This is a genomic window from Mesorhizobium sp. M0500, assembly GCF_040321165.1.
Classification (GTDB): domain Bacteria; phylum Pseudomonadota; class Alphaproteobacteria; order Rhizobiales; family Rhizobiaceae; genus Mesorhizobium.
On sequence record NZ_JAMYRB010000021.1, the window covers coordinates 26,697 to 45,983 of the forward strand.

Genomic DNA, 19,287 nt, shown 5'->3' on the forward strand with positions numbered 1-19,287 from the left:
CAGCGCTGCGCGCCAACTTGGATTGGCGCCGAATATGTCTATACAAATGGGAATGCATGTGTACAATCGCTACCAATCAATCAAAATGGGGAACTGAAATGATCACTCTCGACCGCCGCAATTTCCTTGTTTCCACCGCCGGCCTTGCCTTCGCCGCTGCGCTGCCACGCACCGCCTTTTCCGAAACCAACGACACGCTGAAGATTGCCATCGCCGCGGAGACCGGCGATCTCGACCTGCTGCAGAATGTTTCAACGCTGAGCACCTACACCATCGTCTTCGATGCGCTGATCCACTACGGCCAGAACGGTGCGCTTGAGCCGGGACTTGCCACCAAATGGACCATTGCCGACGATCAGCTTTCGATCGCTTTCGATCTGCGTGAAGGCGTGACCTTCAGCGACGGCACGCCGTTCGATTCCACCGCAGCCGAATGGAACCTCAAGCGATGGATGGGGGTGAGCGACTTCTCCTGGATCGGCATTTCCGATGCGTTCGACAGCATTGTCACGGACGGACCAAACAAGCTGACGGTCAAGCTGAAGCGACCGGTGCCGGCCGCACTCCTCGAACTCACCATCGTCCGCCCAGTTCGTTTCCTGTCGCCCAAGGCAGTCGACAAGGATGGCAAGCAGACGGCGCCGATCGGAACCGGTCCATGGATCGTCGAAAAATACGATTCGAGCGGCACCAGCCTCGTTCGCAACGACAAATACTGGGGCGAGAAGCCGCTTTTCAGCCGCATGGAATTGAAGGTGGTTCCCGATGAACTCGCTCGTGCCAACGGCCTCCGCTCAGGCGACCTCGATGTCATCGGTGGCGACTGGGTGGCGACGCTATCGCCGCGCCGCGCCCGTGCGCTGGAAAGCGACGGCATGAAGGTTGTTGCCGAGCCGGGCACCGCGACGATGCTGCTCGGCTATTCGCCGAAGTCGAAGATCATCGCCGACAAGGCCGTTCGCGATGCCGTCTATGCATCGGTCGACCGGGCGGCGATCGCCAAGGTCCTGTTCGAGGGCTTTGCCGACCCGGCCGCCGATCTGTTCCCGGCGAACGTGCCGTCGTCGGGCAAGCGGCATGACGTGCCGGTGCGTGACGTGGCGGCGGCCAAGAAGATACTTGCCGACGGGGGCTGGGCAGAGAGCGGCGGCGCCTGGACCAAGGCTGGCTCTCCTCTGACCATCGACTTTCTGGTTTCCGAAGAGTCCCTGCCGGGATCGCGGCGCATCGCCGAAATGATCCAGGGTCAATTGTCCGAGGTCGGTTTCCAGGTCCAAGTCTCCTCGGTGGACAATGCCACCATGCATGAACGGCGTCCGGCCTTCGACTATGATCTCGCTTTCTTCACCACCTATGGCGCTCCCTATGACCCTCACGGGACCCTTGGCAATGCCTTCGTCTCGACGGCGGACAGCGGGCCTGACGGCAAGATCTATGTCTCGGACGCGCTCGACGGCGTAGTCAAGGCTGCGCTCGAGGCGAGCGGCGCCGAACGCGACCTGAAGATGCAGGCTCTCTACGATTGGCTGCACGACAACACCGCCATCTGTCCGCTTGTCGTCAGCCAGCGGCTGTGGGCTCACAATCCGCGCGCAGAGAACTTCTCGCTTCCGGCGACTGACTACGACTTGCCGTTCAAGGCGATCACGCTGAAGGCCTGAAGACTTCGAGCCCGAGTGAGGCCTGACGATGAAACGCACGATCCTGCGACGGATGCTGCTTGCCTGCCTTTTGATCCTGGCGGCATCCGCGCTGACATTCGCCCTGGTTGCGGCGGCTCCGGGCAATGTTGCGGCGCTCATTGCCGAGCGTGCGGCAGGTCCTGGCGCTGACGCGCAAATGATCGCCAAGATTGGCAACGAGCTCGGTCTCTACGACTCGTTGCCGATCCGCTACGGACGCTGGCTTTCCGGCGCGCTGGCCGGGGATTTCGGCATCTCACTGCGAACGGGAAAGCCGATCTCGTCGGAGTTTGCCGCCCGCATCCCGATGACGGCGGCTCTGCTTGCCGGCGGCGGCATTCTCGCCTTCATTTTCTCGATCGCGCTCGGCATTGCCGGCGCCGTCAGCAATGGTGGCGTGATGGACAGGTTCCTCCATGCATTTTCGCTGATCGGCGCGTCGACCCCGAACTTCTTCGTGGCGGCGCTGCTGGTCATCGTGTTTTCGGTGATGCTGGGCTGGGTACCCACCTTCGGGACCAGCGGCTTCACCTCATGGCTTCTGCCGTGGGTGACGATCGCGCTGTTCCCGGCCTCCGTTCTCAGCCGCGTCGTTCGGGTCAACCTCCAGGAAGCGATGTCGCGGCCGTTTGCGACAACCGGCTTCGCCAAGGGCTATACCAGAACGCAGGTGCTGCTGCGCGAGGCGCTGCCCAACATCGCCATTCCGTTCCTGACGACATTCGGCGCGCAATTCACGCTGATGATCATCGGATCGATCGTCGTCGAGACGGTATTTGCATTGCGCGGCGTCGGTGCCTTTTTCATCGAGGCGATCCGCTTCCGCGACTTCATCGGCATGCAGTCGGTGCTGCTGCTGTTTGTCGTCTTCTTCGTCATGGTCAATTTCATCGTCGACATGATTTGCATCGTCGCGGATCCGCGAATGCGCCGGGCGCGGGGAGCATGAGGCGATGAACATTTCCGCTATCAGGGACATCAAGGACTGGCCGTGGCTGGTGCTGCTCCCCGTAATCGGCTTTGTGCTGATCGGCATCTTCGCTCCTGCTATCATGCCTTACGATCCAAGTGCGCAGGACTATTCGGCGACACTGGAGGGCATGAGCTGGAACCACTGGCTCGGCACCGACTATCTCGGCCGAGACGTCTTCAGCCGCATCGTCGGTGGCGCCCGCATTTCCCTGGTGGCGATGGTGATCGTGCTTGTGGCCGCGTTGGCGATCGGGGTCACGATCGGCTCCTTCGCCGGCTATGTCGGCGGCCGTGTCGAGCTCGTCCTTATCAGCATCATCGATATTGCGCTGGCACTTCCGAGCCTGGTGATCGCGCTGGCGTTGATCGGCATTCTGGGCACCGGCTACTGGTCGATGATAACGGCGCTCACCCTGGCGTGGTGGGCGAACTATGCCCGCATGAGCCGCGCCGTCGTCACCGCCGAGCTGCAGCAGCCCTATATCGAGGCGGCCCGCGTGATGGGCGCCGGCCATCTGTGGATTTTTGTTCGCCATATCCTGCCGCATGTGCTTGCCCTCGTCGTGGTCTATGCAAGCGCCGACGCCGGCGCTCTTGTGCTGGCCATCGCCACGCTCAGCTTTCTCGGACTTGGCGTCGCACCGCCGACACCGGAATGGGGCCAGATGCTGGTCGACGGCATGAGCTACATCGAGGAGGTGCCGCGCCTCGTCGTGCTGCCCGGTCTGGCGCTGACGCTGGTCGTGGTCAGCTTTAACCTTCTGGGCGAAGCCTTCGCATTGCAAAAGGTGCCGCGGCCGGTTCGCGGCGCGACGTTGCGCAGACGCCGAAGGGCGCGCGCTCGCGAAGAAGCCGAGCGTAACGCCGTCGAAACGGGAACGACTTCAGCATGAGCGACGCTCAGCCAATCTATTCGATCGAAGATTTGGTCATCGACCTCTACGCCACCACCGTTTCTGTGCGGGCGGTCGACGGGGTGTCGTTCAACGTCCGTCCCGGAGAAACGGTCGCGGTCGTCGGCGAAAGCGGTTCGGGAAAGACCGTAATGACGCTCGGTCCGCTCGGCCTGCTGCCCGAGGGCGTGACCGTGGACATGAAAGGGTCGGCGCGAGCCGACGGAAGCGAACTGCTCAGCATCGGTTCCCGGCAATTGTCGGACCTGCGCGGGCGCTATTTCGGCGTGATTTTCCAGGACCCGATGAGCGCGTTGAACCCGATGCTGAAAATCGGCCCGCAGCTGGCACGCCAGGCGCGCCGTTTCGCTGGCCTGTCGCATGAGGCAGCGCGCAAGGAAGCGGTCTCGCTTCTGGCGCGCTCCGGCATCCCGGACCCCGAGGATCGCTATAACCGCTATCCGCACGAAATGTCGGGCGGCATGCTGCAACGCGCGATGATCGCGCTGGCGCTGGCGGCCCGGCCGCGCGTGCTGATCGCAGACGAGCCGACCACGGCGCTGGACGCCACGGTCCAGGCGCAAATCCTGGAGCTCATCCGTCAGATCCAGCGCGAGGATGGCATCGCGGTCGTGCTGATCACGCACGATATCGGCGTGGTCGCTTCCGTCGCCGATCGCGTCATCGTGCTTTACGCCGGCCAGGTGGCGGAGGAGGGGACGGCGATGGATGTGCTGACCCGGCCAGTCCATCCCTATACGCGCGGGCTGCTCGCATCGGTGCCGGATTTTCGCGCCGACGAACGCGCGGCGACCCGCGAGATACCTGGCCTGCCGCCAAACCAGATCAGGCTGGAACCGGGTTGCCGGTTTGCCGAGCGCTGCGAACTGGTCGAAGCCGGTTGCCGGCAGCACCGGCCGCCGCTGCAGACGATATCCGCGTCGACGAGCCCGCACCGTGTGGCTTGCCCGGTCGTGCTGAAACGAGAGGGGATCGCCGTCCATGTCTGATGTCGCGGCGATCGAGGTCAGGGGACTAAAGGTCCATTTCGCCAACCGTTCGGGTGTCGGCGCGGTGCGGGCGGTCGATGGCATAAACCTGACGGTCGCGCGCGGCGCGTTCCACGGCATCGTCGGCGAGTCCGGCTGCGGCAAGACTACGCTGGCGCGCACCATCGTCGGTTTGCAGAAGGAGAGCGAAGGCACCGTCCTGATCGGGGGAAGGGATCGCACCGAATGGCTGAAATCGGACAGGAAGTCGTTCAGCCGCGAAGTCCAGTTCGTCTTCCAGGATCCGTTGGGGTCGATGAGCCGCCGCCAGTCCGTCTACCAGACACTGGAGGAGCCGCTGCAGATTCATCGCTTCGGTTCATCAGTCGAGCGCCGGCGCCGCATCGCCGAGCTTCTGGACCTGGTTGCGCTGCCTGAGACGGTGCTCGATCGGCTTCCACGCTCGCTTTCCGGCGGCCAGCGCCAGCGCGTTTCGATTGCGCGCGCGCTCGCGCTGAAGCCGTCCATACTGGTCTGCGATGAGCCACTTAGCGCGCTCGACGTTTCGATCCGGGCGCAGATCGTCAACCTGTTCACGTCGTTGCAGAAACAGCTTGGCCTGACCATTGTCATTGTCGCGCATGATCTGGCGATCGTGCGCGAGGTCTGCTCGAACGTGACGGTGATGTATCTCGGCCGCATCTCGGAAGCCGGCCTGACCCGCCCGCTGTTTCGCGAGCCGGCCCATCCCTACAGCCAGGCGCTGCTGTCGGCTGTTCCTTCTCCCGATCCTCGCATCGAAGCCGGGCGCCGCCGGATCATTCTCGCCGGCGATCCGCCAAGTCCCAGCGCGCCGCCTCCGGGGTGCCGGTTCAACACGCGCTGTCCGGTGGCGATCGATGTCTGCCGGGTCGAGGAACCGATGCTGCGATCGGTGCCGCATGGCGGCGTGGCAGCCTGTCATCTGGCCGATAGCGGCCGCCGCCCGGTTATCTGAAAGATGGCGTTTCTGCCCCCAACGCGTTTCGCGAGGCTGACTGTCATTGCCGGTGTCCTGCGCGAGCTTTTTTTGCTGGTCACTGCCGCCAAGGTCGGCCGTTATCTTGTTCTTGCCGCCGTGACGCTGAGCGTCATCTGACCTCGCGAAGCTTCTCCAACCTGAGCGGGTTAGGCCCGACTGGTTCGAAGGAGCCAGCCCAAGAGCCACGTCTGATACAGGCGGACGGGAAGCCTAGCCCTTCTTGACGGCGACCTTGTCGAGGGGCTGCGCGCAGGCCTTTTGCCAGCCTCTGCGCGTCGCGGGACCGGCCAACCAAGCTACGGTACAGCGCGCGAAGGGCTCCAGCCAACATGGACATTGTTAAGACATTCCTGTGGCCGCGCGCCAGGCCTGCACAACCAAGCTGTGCTGGTTCCAGATCATCAGCGCTCCACTGACAGCCATGAGCGCGACCACAAGGCCGCGGAACTGTCTTCCACTCAGGCGTTCGAGCCAGGGCTTGGCCAGCAGATTGGCAAGCGCGGCGCCCAAACCCGCGGCTGCGCCGTATATGGCCGCCTGACCACCGAGCGTCCCGAGTCCGGTGAATACCGCGACCTTGACGACATCGGTCACAAACGAGTTCACGGATTTCGTGGCGACCAACGTCTCCTTCTCCGAACCGTAGTTCAGATAGAGCGAATTCAGGACGGGTCCCACCGTGCCCATCAGCGCCGACAACAGCGCGACGATCAGGCCGGCCGGGAGGAACCACCAGCAGCGGGCTCGATAGCTCCGCTCGCGCGCGCCGCCGCGAAATTCCCAGACAGCACTGATCAGATAGATCCCTATGAGTATCTGGAGCCATTCCGCCCGACTGTTGGCGAAGAGCCAGGAGCCCGCCGCGGCGCCGGCGATGGCGCCGGGCAGGTACCAACGGACCAGGCTCCAATCGATGTTGCGCCGAAACGCCAGGGCGCGGATGGGATTGCCGATGAGCTCGGTCAAGGTGATGACCGGCGCAACCGCCGCGCTGCCTGTGATGAAAGTCACGGCGGGGATCAGCAATAGACCTCCGCCTCCGGCCGAGAGGGTGTTCAGCGCCCAGGTGAGGAACCCCGCCAACGCCAGGAGGCCTAGTCTAATCCAGTCCATCGGATCAGAACGAAGCGGGCCTTCGATCGTTCCGAACGCATCGGTTCGCAAAAACCCGGCCCGCCTTTTGAGTCTCGTGTGCAATGGAAATAATCACCCGTTACCGGGCCAAACGCGGGCGCCCGGAAGACCGGACTCCGGCGCACCGTACCGCCGATACCTTTGAAAGCTGGTTGAAAGCGTACCGCCTAACCAGCCGGAGTTACGGTGAAGTCATCAAAATACACGTGACTGTCGGCCTTCGACCACAAGCCAACACGCCCGGTCACCGGCTCAGGCAGCGTGTCCTGCAGGTAGAGCTTGCCGTCGACATAGCCTTCGACCTTGGTGCCGGCGATGCGCACCTTCAGGTCGTGCCATTCATGGGTTGAGGTTGGGGTGTTCTTGACCCAGGTCACCGACGAGCGTTTCCCCTTTTCGAACTTCCACAACACAAGGTTGTTCTCCAGAGGGTTGGCGCGAATCGTGAGATAGTCGCCATTGGGCTTAAGGTTGAACAATATCCCTGCACCCTGGTCGATGCGGCCGCTGATGCCCTCGAAACGGACGGCGATCTCTCCATCGCGGAAATCCGGCACGCCCTCAAGAACAGCATAGGGGAAGTATGCATAGGCCTGGACGCGGTCGAGGAACTCGGCGTACCGCTCCCCATAGAGGGCCCGCGCCTTGTCTGCGAGACCAGCGGAAGTCTGTCCCTCCTTCCATTGGCGCCCGTCGACGGCCAACACCTTGTTGTCGCCTTCCATTTCGATCCGCCAAATGCCTACCACGCCGGGCATCGCCTTCGAATCTGTGCCAACTTCCTCGTCCGAAAAATTGACGATGTCCGGCGAGCCCGCCGAAGCGGGCAGCAGCAAGGCCATCAAGCCGACACCTGCCGCGGCAATTGTCTTGAGGCTATGTAAGATGTTCACGGCTGATCTCCTTCTGGCTTGAAGTGTATTTGATGGCCGGTGCGCGGCGGCTCCGCCACCAAGCAACCCAGACGAGCAGCGGCAGGCCGCCGACGAACCAGGGAAGCGCGATCCACGGAGCCGCGACGAGCGGATAGCCGGGATAATCGCCGGCCCCGGTCGCCGGCACGGGCAGGGGTACATTTGCGGTGCCGGTAGATCGACTGACGGCCGACCGGCCGCCATAGCTGTACTCGACTTCGCCATATGACTCATCGCTTGCGCTGCCGACAACACTCTGCTGGTCGCCTGCAAAACGGATGACAATCCGTGGAATGACCCGTTCGAGCTTCGATAGGACGTTTGTTCGCAAATCGGCGTACCGGGGGTCTTCGGGCGCCAGGTGAACGGTGACGGTCAAGTGATCGCTGAGTTGCGCCAGGGCCTGTTGGTCGGCAAGCGAGAAAGAGTTCCGTCGGTCCTCGGTCGCATCGGCCGACCATCTGATCTGGGTAGCCGCGACCATCACAAGACAGGTCGCCACGAGGCAGATGAGCGAACGGACAAGCTTGATGCGCACGGTAGCACCCATGGGGAGCCAGATGGCAGCGAGTGCGGCAAATCCAAGAATCGCCGCAAGCACCCCGACGACCAGACTGAGCGACAACAATCCGAGCTCAAAGGTGTGCAGCGTTTGCGTGAGCGACAGCCGCGACGACCAGCCAAGGAGGTCGGGTTGGCTGGCCGCCGCGAAGTCGATGACCCACGATCCGAGTGTGAAGCCGAGTGTGACAATCGCCGCGGTTGCCGCGCTCTCGGTAAGCGCAGCTGCGAATAACGCGATGGCGCCGACCAACAGGCCGTAGAGGAGATGTCCGAGAACAAGATTCAGGGTCTCGGCGACGAACAGATGTCCGCCCATGAACTCCCAAATCGCGAGCGCAGAGAGCGCAGGGATACTGGCAATGAGCCAAGCTGCGAAGACGGCGACCAGCTTGGCGCCAATCAAAGTCGGCGGTCGATAGGGCAGCTGGATCAGGAGCCGCAAGGCGCCGGACTCCTTTTCGTTGCCGAGCACGCGTATGGCAACAAAGGGAAACAGCAGCGTAACGGCGACGTAGAAGCCGCCGAACGTCGGAACCAGTACGCCGTCCAGCGGGGATAGTGCGCTCGCGAGCCCAGGCGAGGTGAGGGCAGTAGCGCTCGTTTCGCCGTAGAGCGACACGGCCTGAAAGAAGCTGAAGCCGACGAGAGGGCAGAGCATCAGCAGCATTGTCCAGAGCGGCCGGCCGCTCGCCATTTCCCGCAGCTCCTTGGCCAGCAAGGGGCCGAAGGGAGCGTCGAGCGGTACCGCTGCCTCAGGTGAGCGCAAGGAAAACCTCCTCCAACCCACCGGAGAGGATCCCCGCACGCTCCCGCAAGTCGCCCAAGGTCCCGACGCCGCGCACGTGGCCTTCTGCGAGCAAGACGAAACGGTCGCATATGCGGTCGGCATCGAGCAGCTGGTGTATGGCGAGGACGAGGCTGCGCCCCTGCGCCGCAACCTTGCGCAGCACGTCCATGATCTCGCGGGTCTGTCGCAAGTCGAAGCCGTCGAAGGGCTCGTCCATCAGCAGCAGTGGATGCGGCGTAATCAGGGCAAGCGCCAACATCAGTCGACGGGCATACCCTTTGGACAATGCAAGCACCCGCTTGTTCAGCACCGGTGCAAGTCCGACCGCCCTAACTGTGTCCGCGACGTCGAGGTCCGATGTCCGGTAAACACCGGCGAAGAACGCGAGCACCCGTTCGACATACTGGTCGCGCCACGGCCGGAGGCCGTCGGGGAGGTAGAAGATCGATCTCCGGCGCAATGCGGGTGGCAGAGGGGCGCCGTGCCAGAAAATCGTCCCCGAGTCGGCGGGAAGAACGCCGGCAACTGCTTCGAGCAACGTGGTTTTGCCGGCTCCGTTCGGTCCGATGAGCCCGAGAACTTCGCCGGCTTCGACCGTGAAGGCAACGTCCGCCAACGCTGTTTGCGGGCCGTAGCGCTTTGTCAAGGCGTCGACCCGAAGGGCGACTCCGCTCGCTGGCGGTGTCGCGATTTGCGCCTTGTCAGGCATCCGGCTTCGCATCAACATCGGCTGATTCCCTCCCGGCGTGCGATTGGGCATTGCCCGGCCGAACTCCGCCGTTGGACGCGCGCGCGGACGCCCAATCTAGCTCTTTTTGACGGCGACCTTGTCGAGGGCTGCGCGCAGGCCTTTCGCCAGCTTCTGCACATCGTCGTTCGCCCAGAAATGCATGAAGAAGAGCCGCGGCTGCTCATCGAGCATGTGGCTATGCAATGCCGTGATCTCGATGCCGTTGCCTTGCAACGCCCTGATAACCGGATTGACCTCCTTGGCAGTCAGCACAAAGTCACCTGTGATCGCCGTTTTGCCGCCGCCAGTCGACTGGAAGTTGATCGCTATGGCGGAGCCCAGGGCGGCCGGCACATCCATGCCATTTTCTTCGACCGGTTCTGCGCGCGGTATAGTGAACTGGTAGACCGCGCCGTTGGCCTTGCCTTTGTAGCCAATAGCTTGGTCGACACCCGCCGTGTCGAACTCGATCTTCGAAGCGGCCGCCGCCTGCGAACCGGCGGATGCAGCCATCGGCGTCTTCGTCAGAGCCAAGCCGGCATGAAGCGCTGTGGCGAGTGCTACCGGATCACCTTGGCCGAAGAGGTGCATGTAGAGCGTCATCGGCTGCGCGCGCAGCAGGTGGTTGTGCACCGCGGTGATCTCGATGCCGCCTTCTTCAAGCTTCTTCATGACCGGGTTCACCTCGTCCTGCGTCAGAACGATGTCGCCCATGACCATTGCCTGATTTCCCATGGGATCGAAGGCGATCCAGCCTCCGAGCGCAAAGCCTGGCTTCAGGGATATGCCGTCGAGCGATACCTTCAGGTCGGTTCGTGGCAAGCCAACTCTATAAACGCCGCCAGGCATTTCCGATCCGGATTTGCCAAGTGTCTGCGCGACAGTTTGCCAATCGGGTGCCGCTGACGCCGGTTGGAGAAGCGCCGACATCGCTATCAGCATTGCGCCGGTGATGAGTTTTGCACGCATGGATTTCTCCTTGTGGTCTGCCCCAATATGCCCAATGACTTTCAATCCGAGACGCTAGTCGCGTGCAGAGGGCTTCTGCAGCACGCCCTCCAGGAAGAACGTCCCATCCGGGTCACGAAGCTGTACTGCGGTATCTGAGATCCATACCTGATAGCAGGTCTCTTCGCCTTCAACGGAAATGCAGAGCTGCCCCTTCTCGACGCGCCACTTGCCGGCGTTCTTCTTGCCCATGTCGTAGCGCACGATCCGTCCGTCGCGGCCGAACGCATCCGCCCAATGAACGTCGTCCGTGAAATCCATGCCGGCGAACTTGGCCTTGATCTCCTTGCCCTTGAGGTGCCGGAACGTGTCCGCCGCGTCCGCGGCATTCACAGCAATCAGGCTGAAGCCAAAGGCGATGGCGGCCATCAGCCGCCGACCAACCGTAGCAGTTCCCGGGCTGTTTCTTTCGAGGGTAATCATCTTTCAGGCCGCCGCCGTAGGCTTCATGGCCGGCGGCCAGCTGTGCGTCTCCGCTTTGCGGCGCGAGGCCCAGGCATAAAGGGCATCGTAGATGACGAAGCCGTGCCTCAGCACCTCATGGTCGTCCGGCGTGACGTCCCGGAGCCCCATGGAGATCGCAAGCAGTCCCGCCGACTGTGGCATGAGATCGTGCCGATCGGTGTCGGCGCCGCGCACGATCGAGGCGATCGTCACGATCGCCGGATCGCGCTCGAGGCCGTATTTCGAGACGAAGGTATCGAAGCTGCAGCCGTCACCCACATGCGTGAACTCGACACCGGGCACGTCATAGGGTGTAGCGCCCGTCTCCTGGGCAACTGGGATCACCCGATCCGGCGGCACGAACAGGAATTCTGGCTCCGTGTCGATGAAGCGGGCGATCAGCCAGGGACAAGCAATACGGTCGATCACCGGACGTTCGCGGGTAACCCATTTCATGGCCTTGTCTCCCTTTTGGTTGGCGCCACTCAGCGCGGCCTACTGCTGCGAGACCGCCAACGCTACGCCTGGTTAAAGAATGATACAAGTGTTACATTTATCTTACCCGTGATACGGTTCACTTATGAGTGAATGGAACAGCCCTGGCTGCTCCTTATCCATCAGCTGCCGAGCAAGCCGGCCTCTCCGGGTGAAGATCTGATGGCGCGCACCGAAATCTTGCGGGCCAAGACGGGACACGTTCTGGACATCGGCGCAGCGCTGGCGGTTATCCTGCTCGGCGTTTGGCCGCTGATCCGGAGATAGGTTTTCGATCTTGGCCCACCCCGCCGCACATCCATGTTTGGGGTCCGCCGTGACATCGACCTGGATCGATGCCAACGGCTGTCCCGAAGAGATGTGCCGTTCGGCCCTGCCAGCATCGACGAATATGGCAACTTCGACGGAACCGCCACCCAGGCCGACCTTCCCACCGCCGTCGCGCCGCCAACCCGAGCGCGCTGCGCCGAAGTTCTTGGCTTTCGATACATTTCCGCTGCCATTATATCGCGAGCGCGCGGCGGTCGCATGACTCCTGTGGCGACAGCGACAGACTATTGCTGCGTGTTGAGCGCCCGCCTCAAGCTCTGCGCCAACGCCTGAGCATTGCCGATGCCCCAGTAGTGCAAGAAGATGATCCGCGGGTCTTCAAAGAACATGTGATTGTGCACCGCCATTACTCCAATCGCTCCAGCTTGCAGTTCACGGATGACCGAACGGACTTCATTTTCCAGCATCGCAAAGTCGCCGCAGACCGCGGCGCGCTCGTCCGTGCCCTGAAAGGCTGCCCATGTGTTGTAGCCCATTGCGGCATCAATATTGAGCTCACCACAGCGTGTGCAGACGACGGGCACGGATGGGCGCGCCAGGACAAACTTGAGCACGCCATCCTTGCTCTCGCCCTTGTGCTCGACAATCGCCTCAAGCGGCGGCGCGTCCAAGCTACTATTCACTTTCTTGATGGCGGGTTCGACAGGATGCTTCTGGCGCACGATCTTTATCGCTTCAAAAATCCTATGCGCTCCTGTCGCCAACGCAGTTTCATCAGCCGTACCCTCGACATGCATAAACATCACGCGCGGCTGCTCGCGGACGAAATGATTGTGTAGGGCTGTTACGTAAAGGTTCGCCTGGATCGCTGCGGCCATCGCGTCCTCGATTTCATCTTCGAGCACGACGATGTCACCCATCAGCGTGGCGTGATGCGCCCCCTGTTTAAAACTAACCCAGGAGGTGAGGCCCATAAACGGAATGATCTCAAAGCCGTCCAGGGTCATTCTCACTTCACTGCGCGGGACCGATAACTTGAGCACGTCACCCGTGGTCTGTCCCTTCAGTCCGGTAAGGGATTCAATAGCTTGGGTATCGAGCATCTTAGACCTCCTCGTTTCATCGAGCACTAACCGAACCCGATTTCCGTTGGCGCCACACAATGAATCGAGTGCCGAACGCCAACGCCAGCGTCACCATTCCAATTATAGGTGCAGGGGTGGTATGAAAAAGAGCAGTACGAAGCAGCCAGCCCACCTGGGATCATTGCCAGCAGAAGGGCGGGACCGGCCCGCTCGGCGGTCGCACCAAGGGCACCGAAAATACCCGTTCCGATGATCATGCCGGCAGTCATGAGCGTAGCTGCGGTGCGTCCGACGGCCCGAGTCGCGGATGATCCTGACTGGCTAGCCCCACCCGAGGCTGTCATTTCGGCACCTCCTGTCAGGCATCAGCGAGACAGTCTGCGAGACGTCAACGCTACGCCTGAATATAATATGATACAAGTGTTGCATTTGCCTTTCTCGGTGATACGGTGTGCTGATGAGCGAAGGGGAACTTGGGACCGAGCAGCGCTGGCTGCTCTTGATCCATCAGCTGCCGACCAAACCAGCCTATTTCCGGGTAAAGATCTGGCGGCGGCTGCAGGGTATCGGCGCAGTTGCGGTCAAAAGCACAGTCTATGCGCTGCCCGCCGATGCAGAAACGCAGGAGGATTTCGAATGGCTCCTGAAGGAAATTATCGACGGTGGCGGTGAGGCGATGGTGTGTGAGGCGCGTCTGATCGACGGCCTGACGGACGCACAGGTTCGGGCGCTGTTCGATGCCGCGCGGGACATCGACTATGCAGAGATCGCCAAGGCAGCGCGCGATCTAACGGCGGCTATCGACTCCGACAAGACCGAGGATCGGCGCGCGGATGCCCGCGCGCAACTCGGTCGAATGCGCAAGCGGCTTGCCGAAGTCGTGGCGATCGACTTCTTCGGCGCCAGCGGGCGGCTCGCCGCCGAGGGACTGATCGCCGAGCTCGAGGCTCAGCTTATAGAGGACAAGGCCATGACCAAGGAACCGAAGAAGACGGCCGAGCTGGGTGAGGTCAAGGGCCGGACCTGGGTCACGCGGCGGGACGTGCATGTCGACCGCATCGCCTGCAGCTGGCTGATCCATCGCTTCATCGATGCCGATGCAACGATCCGCTTCGTGGCGGGCAAGGGACACGTGCCAAAGGAGGGCGAATTGCGCTTCGACATGTTCGAAGGCGAAATCACCCATGAAGGGGACTGCTGCAGCTTCGAGGTACTGCTCAATCGTAGTGGCATAGTCGACCCGGCGCTGCAGGCCATCGCCGAGATTGTTCACGACATCGACCTCAAGGACGGCAAGTTCAGTCGCGAGGAAACCACCGGCATCGCCAGCCTGATCGCTGGGATCGCCATGGCCAATGCGGAAGACGAGCAACGGATCGCCGAGGGTGCTTCGGTGTTCGACAACCTCTATCGATATTTCCGCCAGAAGCGCGGGTGAGGGGAACCAATGACCAGCGTTCGTGCCGTCCATCCGAATGCGCTCGGTGATGACCCTTCGCATGGCATCCCCTTCGGCGAAGCAGTGCGGGTCTGGGCGCGTGTGGCGGCGCTGAGTTTTGGTGGCCCGGCCGGCCAGATCGCGGTAATGCATCGCATCCTCGTTGAGGAGAAGCGCTGGATCGGCGAGACGCGGTTCCTGCATGCGCTGAACTACTGCATGCTGTTGCCAGGACCGGAGGCCCAGCAGCTCGCCGTCTACATCGGGTGGCTCCTGCATAAAACCCGAGGCGGGCTCGTGGCCGGCACGCTGTTCGTATTGCCGGGCGTGATCGCCATCATGGCGCTGAGCTGGATCTATGCAATCTTTGGCAATGTCGGCGCGGTGCAGGCGCTTTTCTTCGGTCTGAAGGCCGCCGTCCTCGCCATCGTGCTCGAGGCGGTTATCCGGGTCGGCAAGCGGGCGCTCAAGAACAAAGTCATGATAGGCCTCGCCGCCGCCGCCTTCATCGGGCTCTTCCTGTTCCATGTCCCATTCCCGCTCATTGTCCTGACGGCCGGAGTGATCGGGTACGTCGGCGGGCGGGCCGGGCTGGCAGCGTTCATGGCGGGCAACGGCGATGGCAAGGTCGGCGGCAAGCAGGTCGCCGACGCGGAATCGGCGCTCGGCGAAGGCATTCCTGCCCATGCTCGCCCGCCGGTCAGCTGGTCGTTGAAGATCGGAGGCGTGTTTCTGGTGCTATGGCTGGCACCTGTCCTCGGCCTTTTCGTGCTGTTCGGGTCCGGCAATGTCTTCGCCGATATCGCGGTCTTTTTCTCGAAGATGGCGGTCGTGACCTTCGGAGGCGCCTACGCCGTCCTCGCTTACGTGGCGCAGCAGGCTGTCGATACCTATGGCTGGCTGAAGCCAGGCGAGATGCTGGACGGCCTCGGCATGGCGGAGACGACGCCTGGCCCCTTGATCATGGTGACCCAGTTCGTCGGGTTCATGGGCGCGTATCGAGCGCCGGGATCGCTTAATCCGCTGCTCGCTGGAACGTTGGGCGGCCTGCTCACCACCTGGGTCACCTTCACACCTTGCTTCCTCTGGATATTTGTCGGTGCGCCGTTCGTGGAAACGTTGCGCAGCAACAAGGCCTTGTCCGCCGCGCTGGCGACCATAACGGCAGCCGTGGTGGGCGTGATCCTGAACCTGGCGGTGTGGTTCGCGCTTCACGTTCTGTTTGGAGCACTGGGCGAGGTCAAAGGGTTCGGCATGACGGTCGATGTGCCCGTGCCCAGCTCCGTCAACATCGCGTCGCTCGTCCTGACATTGAGTGCGCTGCTGGCGGTGTTCCGTTTCAAGATCGGTATGCTCCCGGTGCTCGCCGGCTGTTCGATCCTCGGGCTGCTCTACGGGATGGCAACGGGAGCGATCTAACCCGTGCAGCCAGCGCCGCTTACCAGTGGTGAGGAGGCATCGTTGACGTTACAGTGGCTCGCGCACGGTTTGCGCAAAGCTATTTCGAAGCGGCGCTTCAGGCTGCTTCCTGCCGGTGCTGAGCCGACTGCTGCGAACCTGCTGATATCAAGGGGACTGCGGGCGTTCGGTGACGGTCTGGTCAGCATCCTGCTTCCCGCCTATCTGGCCACGCTCGGCTTCGACGCCTTCGAGATCGGAACCCTGTCGACGGCGACGCTCGCGGGCTCAGCCGTCCTCACCCTGGCTGTTGGGATCGTCGCGCATCGCTTCTCCCGTCGAGCGCTGCTGACCGCAGCGGCTGTCCTGATGATAGCAACGGGGGTCGTCTTCGCTGTCGTTCACGACTTCTGGCCGCTGCTTCTCATCGCGTTCGTCGGCACGCTGAACCCATCTTCAGGGGACGTCAGCGTGTTTCTACCGCTCGAACATGCGCAGCTTGCGCAGAGCGTCACCGACCGCGACCGCACGGCGCTCTTTGCGCGCTACAGCCTCATCGGCTCTCTCGCCGGCGCCGTCGGAGCGCTGGCCGCAGGAGCGCCCGACTTTCTCCGCGACGCCATCGGCCTGGAAATGAAGCAGGCCCTCCAGGCAGCTTTTCTATTTTATGCCTCACTTGGGTTGGCGGCGGTGCTCCTCTATCGGCGGCTGCCGAGTGACGCGCCTGATGCAGGCAAAGTGTCGGCACAGCCATTGCGCAGGTCTCGCTCCATCGTTCTGTCACTCGCAGCGCTCTTCAGCCTCGACGCTTTCGCAGGCGGCTTCGTCGTCCAATCGTTGTTGGCCCTCTGGCTCTTTCAACGGTTCGGCCTGTCGCTCGCCGCGACCGGCGCAATCTTCTTCTGGACGGGTGTCCTTTCGGCTGCGTCCTATTTGGTCGCTGTGCGAATTTCCCAGCAGATCGGACTCATAAACACGATGGTGTTTACGCACCTTCCGTCGAGCCTCTGTCTGGTGCTCATCCCGTTCATGCCGAGCGTCGCTCCGGCTATCGCTCTTCTGCTGATTAGAAGCGCGCTGTCGCAGATGGACGTGCCGACCCGCACATCGTACGTCATGGCCGTGGTGACGCCCGAAGAGCGGGCTGCCGCGGCGAGCATCACCGCCGTCCCCCGCAGCCTCGCGGCGGCCGCCAGTCCAGTCCTCGCAGGGGCTCTCCTTGCCGTCTCCAGCTTCGGCTGGCCCCTGATCATCGCCGGTGGGCTGAAAATTATCTACGACCTTCTGCTGCTCGCGACATTTCGCAGTGTTCGCCCTCCAGAGGAGCACGGGGGCGGGAGGAATGACATGTCAGTCGGCCATGATCGAACTGGCAACGACGCGCGGGTTTCCTGGTGGCGTTGAAGGCAGGACCACCAGCCGGACAAATTGCTTACGTCCGCCGGCAACGAGGATGTAGAGACGCGAGAACTCCTCCGTATCGCGATCTTCGGCAATCTTCTCGGCATCCGTACGGGTGAAGAAACTCTTCCGAAATGCCTCTTGATCGATATCGGGAAATGCCAGCGTACACGTCTGCACCGGTTTGCCGCTCATCGTTGCCTTGGTGGTGCCGATGATGGTTCCTGCTGGCAATCCTTCCTCCGCTTCGGCCACCAGCCATGCCTCCACTGAGGTTGGATTAGCGATTGGCGCGAGTTCGGCGAAGCCTGCTTCGGCAATAAGTGTCCACCTGCGTTCGTGCGCGGTCTCTATCATGCGCTCGAAATTGGGACCCTCGGCCAGACAGGTACGGTGAAATTGTTCGACAGCCTGATCCGCATCACTGGCGGCCTGCGCCGGCGACATCGTCAGACCCAAGATGGTCCCTGCCAACGTTAGAAATTGGAACATGTCTATCTCGCGTAGCTGATTGTGGACGAACCACTTATCCTGAACGGGCTACGACACTCGTTGTTCCGGACTGTCGGCGTCTGCATGGCCGGTATCTTGATGGAGGCGCGAAGCGCCTGCGCAGTTGATGCAATGTTCAGGCATCTGGCAACTGATGGAACCATGCCGCACTGGGTTTCGATGACGGACCCTGCTACAGACCCACTCACACCGCCGGGCGGGACCATTTGATCACGTGCTGAGTTCCTGGAGACATCTCCCGGCGCTCGCCGAGGAACCTGCATGTCGTGCTCGCCGGCAACTAGCCCCGGTGGTTTTTCGGGCACTTGGCCTATGTCCCAGTCCACTGTGGAAACTTGTTAAAATCCCTTACGGCAAAGGTTTTCGAGGTCCGCTTTTGCCATTCCCTCGAAGCCCAGCGCGGGAAGAATATCATTATCTCCCTTAAGATCGCGACCGTAAGCCGCCGAGAATATGGCAATTCCAGATTCATGGAGAATCGCTGAATTTCCGCTGATCTTCCCCAACAAAACGGTCGGCAGCAGCCCGAACGGAACGTCCTCGAGAATATAGCGGCTTTCGATGGTTGACGGGCCGAAGCCGCCGCGGCCTTGGCGATCCATCTCCTGGTTCATTTCCGAAACGGTGGCCATGGGGACGTGAAACGACAATGAAAAATGCTCTTCAACTGTGCGCACGGCAATTCCAAAACGGGCGGCGATCGCCAATCGTTCCGCGTCCAGAGCCTCGATAAAGCGGCCGACAGCCGGGGTGACGTTTCCGGCCTGGCTCCACTGTTCTCCCTTCTCCATGCGTGTGAGATTAAGAAGAGCGATCCCGAGATGGTTCTGCGGATTGAGGTTGCTGAGCGCGATCGCAAGCATGCCGTCGCGCTTGACGAAACGATCGCCGAACAAGCTCGTGCAAAGCTCGAACCCTTGGTCCTGAGCACTGAAAGGCAGCGTCGCGACATCCAGTTTCTGGCGAACGGTTGCAACATCGATTTCGGCTGGCCCGCGCTGTTGCCCGGTCACGAGCGTGGTACCCCAGACGACGATCGGCAGGCTAACCTTCCGGTCCGCAAGCCGCTTGGAGAGATACAGTGCCCCAAAGGAACTGTGCGAGCTGATGATAACCGGCGTTCCGTCCCTTAGATAAGGAGTGGCAGCGTCCATCACCATCTTGTGCCCGTAAGCCGGCAACGCGATTATGACGACGTCGGCATCGGCAATGGCGTCTTCGCAATCCTTGGCGATGCGCACCTTAGTCGTTGCCTTGATAGCTCCGGTAGCCTTCAGCAATCCACCGGCGGCCAGCGCCTTGGTGCGTTCTCCGGAAGGCGACCAAAGCATAGGGTCATGTCCCGCTTCGGCCAGATAGGCGGCAAGGCCGTAAGCAATCGCTCCGGCGCCAAGAATGCTTACGCGCATAAGTTCCCTCCTGTTGCGGGCATTGCAGCCTCCATTTCTCACTAGGAGGTTCCACAAATCGGAGCCGCATCTGCCATCGTCGGCTTCTGGCGATGGGATTCCGGCCTGAGCCCGCGATTGCAACATGTCTCAGCGAATAT

The 19,287-nt window shown here is 61.9% G+C and carries 19 protein-coding genes and 1 pseudogene; 10 read left to right on the top strand and 10 right to left on the bottom strand.

All coding sequences use genetic code 11. The features are described 5' to 3' along the window. The first annotated feature begins 98 nt into the window (after positions 1-98). From NKI70_RS26490 to NKI70_RS26515, 6 genes and pseudogenes are all read left to right on the top strand, one after another. Positions 99-1,661 (top strand): ABC transporter substrate-binding protein, encoded by a 1,563-nt coding sequence (locus tag NKI70_RS26490; RefSeq protein ID WP_352577927.1) that lies wholly within the window; start codon positions 99-101, stop codon positions 1,659-1,661. Between the two features lie 28 nt (positions 1,662-1,689). Then, positions 1,690-2,631 (top strand): ABC transporter permease, encoded by a 942-nt coding sequence (locus NKI70_RS26495; protein WP_352693710.1) that lies wholly within the window; start codon positions 1,690-1,692, stop codon positions 2,629-2,631. A gap of 4 nt (positions 2,632-2,635) precedes the next feature. Then, positions 2,636-3,547 (top strand): ABC transporter permease, encoded by a 912-nt coding sequence (locus tag NKI70_RS26500; RefSeq protein WP_023722127.1) that lies wholly within the window; start codon positions 2,636-2,638, stop codon positions 3,545-3,547. After that, entirely contained in the window at positions 3,544-4,557 is a 1,014-nt protein-coding gene (locus NKI70_RS26505; RefSeq protein WP_023722128.1) for an ABC transporter ATP-binding protein, read from the top strand. Before NKI70_RS26500 ends, NKI70_RS26505 begins: the two co-directional genes overlap by 4 nt. Further along, a complete protein-coding gene (locus NKI70_RS26510) occupies positions 4,550-5,533 on the top strand; it encodes an oligopeptide/dipeptide ABC transporter ATP-binding protein (RefSeq protein WP_352577925.1) in 984 nt (327 codons plus the stop codon). Before NKI70_RS26505 ends, NKI70_RS26510 begins: the two co-directional genes overlap by 8 nt. A 36-nt stretch (positions 5,534-5,569) precedes the next feature. Next, positions 5,570-5,674: pseudogene (locus NKI70_RS26515) on the top strand (YqaA family protein); the annotation flags it as partial. A gap of 222 nt (positions 5,675-5,896) precedes the next feature. Here NKI70_RS26515 and NKI70_RS26520 read toward each other — a convergent pair. The 7 genes from NKI70_RS26520 to NKI70_RS26550 all read right to left on the bottom strand — a co-directional run bounded on the left by NKI70_RS26520 (position 5,897) and on the right by NKI70_RS26550 (position 11,594). Beyond that, on the bottom strand, positions 5,897-6,670 hold the full coding sequence (locus tag NKI70_RS26520; protein ID WP_352725385.1) for a sulfite exporter TauE/SafE family protein: 774 nt from the start codon (positions 6,668-6,670) through the stop codon (positions 5,897-5,899). A gap of 188 nt (positions 6,671-6,858) precedes the next feature. Further along, positions 6,859-7,533, bottom strand: a complete 675-nt coding sequence (locus NKI70_RS26525) for a LamG domain-containing protein (protein ID WP_352694354.1) — start codon at positions 7,531-7,533, stop codon at positions 6,859-6,861. A gap of 34 nt (positions 7,534-7,567) precedes the next feature. Beyond that, positions 7,568-8,935, bottom strand: a complete 1,368-nt coding sequence (locus tag NKI70_RS26530; RefSeq protein WP_352725360.1) for an ABC transporter permease subunit — start codon at positions 8,933-8,935, stop codon at positions 7,568-7,570. Then, positions 8,922-9,716, bottom strand: coding sequence for an ABC transporter ATP-binding protein (locus tag NKI70_RS26535; protein WP_352517438.1), 795 nt, complete (start codon positions 9,714-9,716; stop codon positions 8,922-8,924). The genes NKI70_RS26530 and NKI70_RS26535 overlap by 14 nt, the downstream gene beginning before the upstream one ends. A gap of 45 nt (positions 9,717-9,761) precedes the next feature. Then, entirely contained in the window at positions 9,762-10,655 is an 894-nt protein-coding gene (locus NKI70_RS26540; protein ID WP_352577922.1) for a DUF1259 domain-containing protein, read from the bottom strand. A 54-nt stretch (positions 10,656-10,709) separates the two neighbouring features. Beyond that, positions 10,710-11,063: a hypothetical protein gene (locus tag NKI70_RS26545; protein WP_023802351.1), complete on the bottom strand. Its 354-nt coding sequence runs from the start codon at positions 11,061-11,063 to the stop codon at positions 10,710-10,712. A gap of 57 nt (positions 11,064-11,120) precedes the next feature. After that, positions 11,121-11,594, bottom strand: coding sequence for a chromate resistance protein ChrB domain-containing protein (locus NKI70_RS26550; protein ID WP_352517436.1), 474 nt, complete (start codon positions 11,592-11,594; stop codon positions 11,121-11,123). A gap of 132 nt (positions 11,595-11,726) precedes the next feature. Between NKI70_RS26550 and NKI70_RS26555 the strand changes: the two genes are divergently transcribed. Continuing rightward, positions 11,727-11,900, top strand: coding sequence for a hypothetical protein (locus tag NKI70_RS26555; RefSeq protein ID WP_352517435.1), 174 nt, complete (start codon positions 11,727-11,729; stop codon positions 11,898-11,900). Between the two features lie 287 nt (positions 11,901-12,187). On the opposite strand, the gene NKI70_RS26560 is transcribed toward NKI70_RS26555, so the two are convergent. Beyond that, positions 12,188-13,006: a DUF1259 domain-containing protein gene (locus tag NKI70_RS26560; RefSeq protein ID WP_352577921.1), complete on the bottom strand. Its 819-nt coding sequence runs from the start codon at positions 13,004-13,006 to the stop codon at positions 12,188-12,190. A 439-nt stretch (positions 13,007-13,445) separates the two neighbouring features. On the opposite strand from NKI70_RS26560, the gene NKI70_RS26565 reads away from it, so the two are divergent. The 3 genes from NKI70_RS26565 (at position 13,446) to NKI70_RS26575 (ending at position 17,228) form a co-directional block, all read left to right on the top strand. After that, positions 13,446-14,426, top strand: coding sequence for a chromate resistance protein ChrB domain-containing protein (locus NKI70_RS26565; RefSeq protein ID WP_352725362.1), 981 nt, complete (start codon positions 13,446-13,448; stop codon positions 14,424-14,426). Between the two features lie 9 nt (positions 14,427-14,435). After that, positions 14,436-15,845, top strand: a complete 1,410-nt coding sequence (gene chrA, locus NKI70_RS26570) for a chromate efflux transporter (protein WP_352694345.1) — start codon at positions 14,436-14,438, stop codon at positions 15,843-15,845. 102 nt (positions 15,846-15,947) lie between these two features. Beyond that, positions 15,948-17,228: an MFS transporter gene (locus tag NKI70_RS26575; protein WP_352694358.1), complete on the top strand. Its 1,281-nt coding sequence runs from the start codon at positions 15,948-15,950 to the stop codon at positions 17,226-17,228. Here NKI70_RS26575 and NKI70_RS26580 read toward each other — a convergent pair. After that, entirely contained in the window at positions 17,175-17,717 is a 543-nt protein-coding gene (locus NKI70_RS26580; RefSeq protein ID WP_352694343.1) for a hypothetical protein, read from the bottom strand. The genes NKI70_RS26575 and NKI70_RS26580 overlap by 54 nt on opposite strands. A 359-nt stretch (positions 17,718-18,076) precedes the next feature. Continuing rightward, complete coding sequence (locus NKI70_RS26585; protein ID WP_352508384.1) at positions 18,077-19,147, bottom strand: NAD/NADP octopine/nopaline dehydrogenase family protein; 1,071 nt, start codon at positions 19,145-19,147, stop codon at positions 18,077-18,079. Positions 19,148-19,287 lie beyond the last annotated feature (140 nt).

Excerpts from the sequence above, each read along its gene's own strand:
- NKI70_RS26490 (WP_352577927.1), top strand. The coding sequence starts at position 99 with ATGATCACTCTCGACCGCCGCAATTTCCTTGTTTCCACCGCCGGCCTT.
- NKI70_RS26495 (WP_352693710.1), top strand. The coding sequence starts at position 1,690 with ATGAAACGCACGATCCTGCGACGGATGCTGCTTGCCTGCCTTTTGATC.
- NKI70_RS26500 (WP_023722127.1), top strand. The coding sequence starts at position 2,636 with ATGAACATTTCCGCTATCAGGGACATCAAGGACTGGCCGTGGCTGGTG.
- NKI70_RS26505 (WP_023722128.1), top strand. The coding sequence starts at position 3,544 with ATGAGCGACGCTCAGCCAATCTATTCGATCGAAGATTTGGTCATCGAC.
- NKI70_RS26510 (WP_352577925.1), top strand. The coding sequence starts at position 4,550 with ATGTCTGATGTCGCGGCGATCGAGGTCAGGGGACTAAAGGTCCATTTC.
- NKI70_RS26520 (WP_352725385.1), bottom strand. The coding sequence starts at position 6,670 with ATGGACTGGATTAGACTAGGCCTCCTGGCGTTGGCGGGGTTCCTCACC.
- NKI70_RS26525 (WP_352694354.1), bottom strand. The coding sequence starts at position 7,533 with ATGGCCTTGCTGCTGCCCGCTTCGGCGGGCTCGCCGGACATCGTCAAT.
- NKI70_RS26535 (WP_352517438.1), bottom strand. The coding sequence starts at position 9,716 with ATGCCCAATCGCACGCCGGGAGGGAATCAGCCGATGTTGATGCGAAGC.
- NKI70_RS26540 (WP_352577922.1), bottom strand. The coding sequence starts at position 10,655 with ATGCGTGCAAAACTCATCACCGGCGCAATGCTGATAGCGATGTCGGCG.
- NKI70_RS26545 (WP_023802351.1), bottom strand. The coding sequence starts at position 11,063 with ATGGCCGCCATCGCCTTTGGCTTCAGCCTGATTGCTGTGAATGCCGCG.
- NKI70_RS26550 (WP_352517436.1), bottom strand. The coding sequence starts at position 11,594 with ATGAAATGGGTTACCCGCGAACGTCCGGTGATCGACCGTATTGCTTGT.
- NKI70_RS26555 (WP_352517435.1), top strand. The coding sequence starts at position 11,727 with ATGGAACAGCCCTGGCTGCTCCTTATCCATCAGCTGCCGAGCAAGCCG.
- NKI70_RS26560 (WP_352577921.1), bottom strand. The coding sequence starts at position 13,006 with ATGCTCGATACCCAAGCTATTGAATCCCTTACCGGACTGAAGGGACAG.
- NKI70_RS26565 (WP_352725362.1), top strand. The coding sequence starts at position 13,446 with ATGAGCGAAGGGGAACTTGGGACCGAGCAGCGCTGGCTGCTCTTGATC.
- chrA (WP_352694345.1), top strand. The coding sequence starts at position 14,436 with ATGACCAGCGTTCGTGCCGTCCATCCGAATGCGCTCGGTGATGACCCT.
- NKI70_RS26580 (WP_352694343.1), bottom strand. The coding sequence starts at position 17,717 with ATGTTCCAATTTCTAACGTTGGCAGGGACCATCTTGGGTCTGACGATG.
- NKI70_RS26585 (WP_352508384.1), bottom strand. The coding sequence starts at position 19,147 with ATGCGCGTAAGCATTCTTGGCGCCGGAGCGATTGCTTACGGCCTTGCC.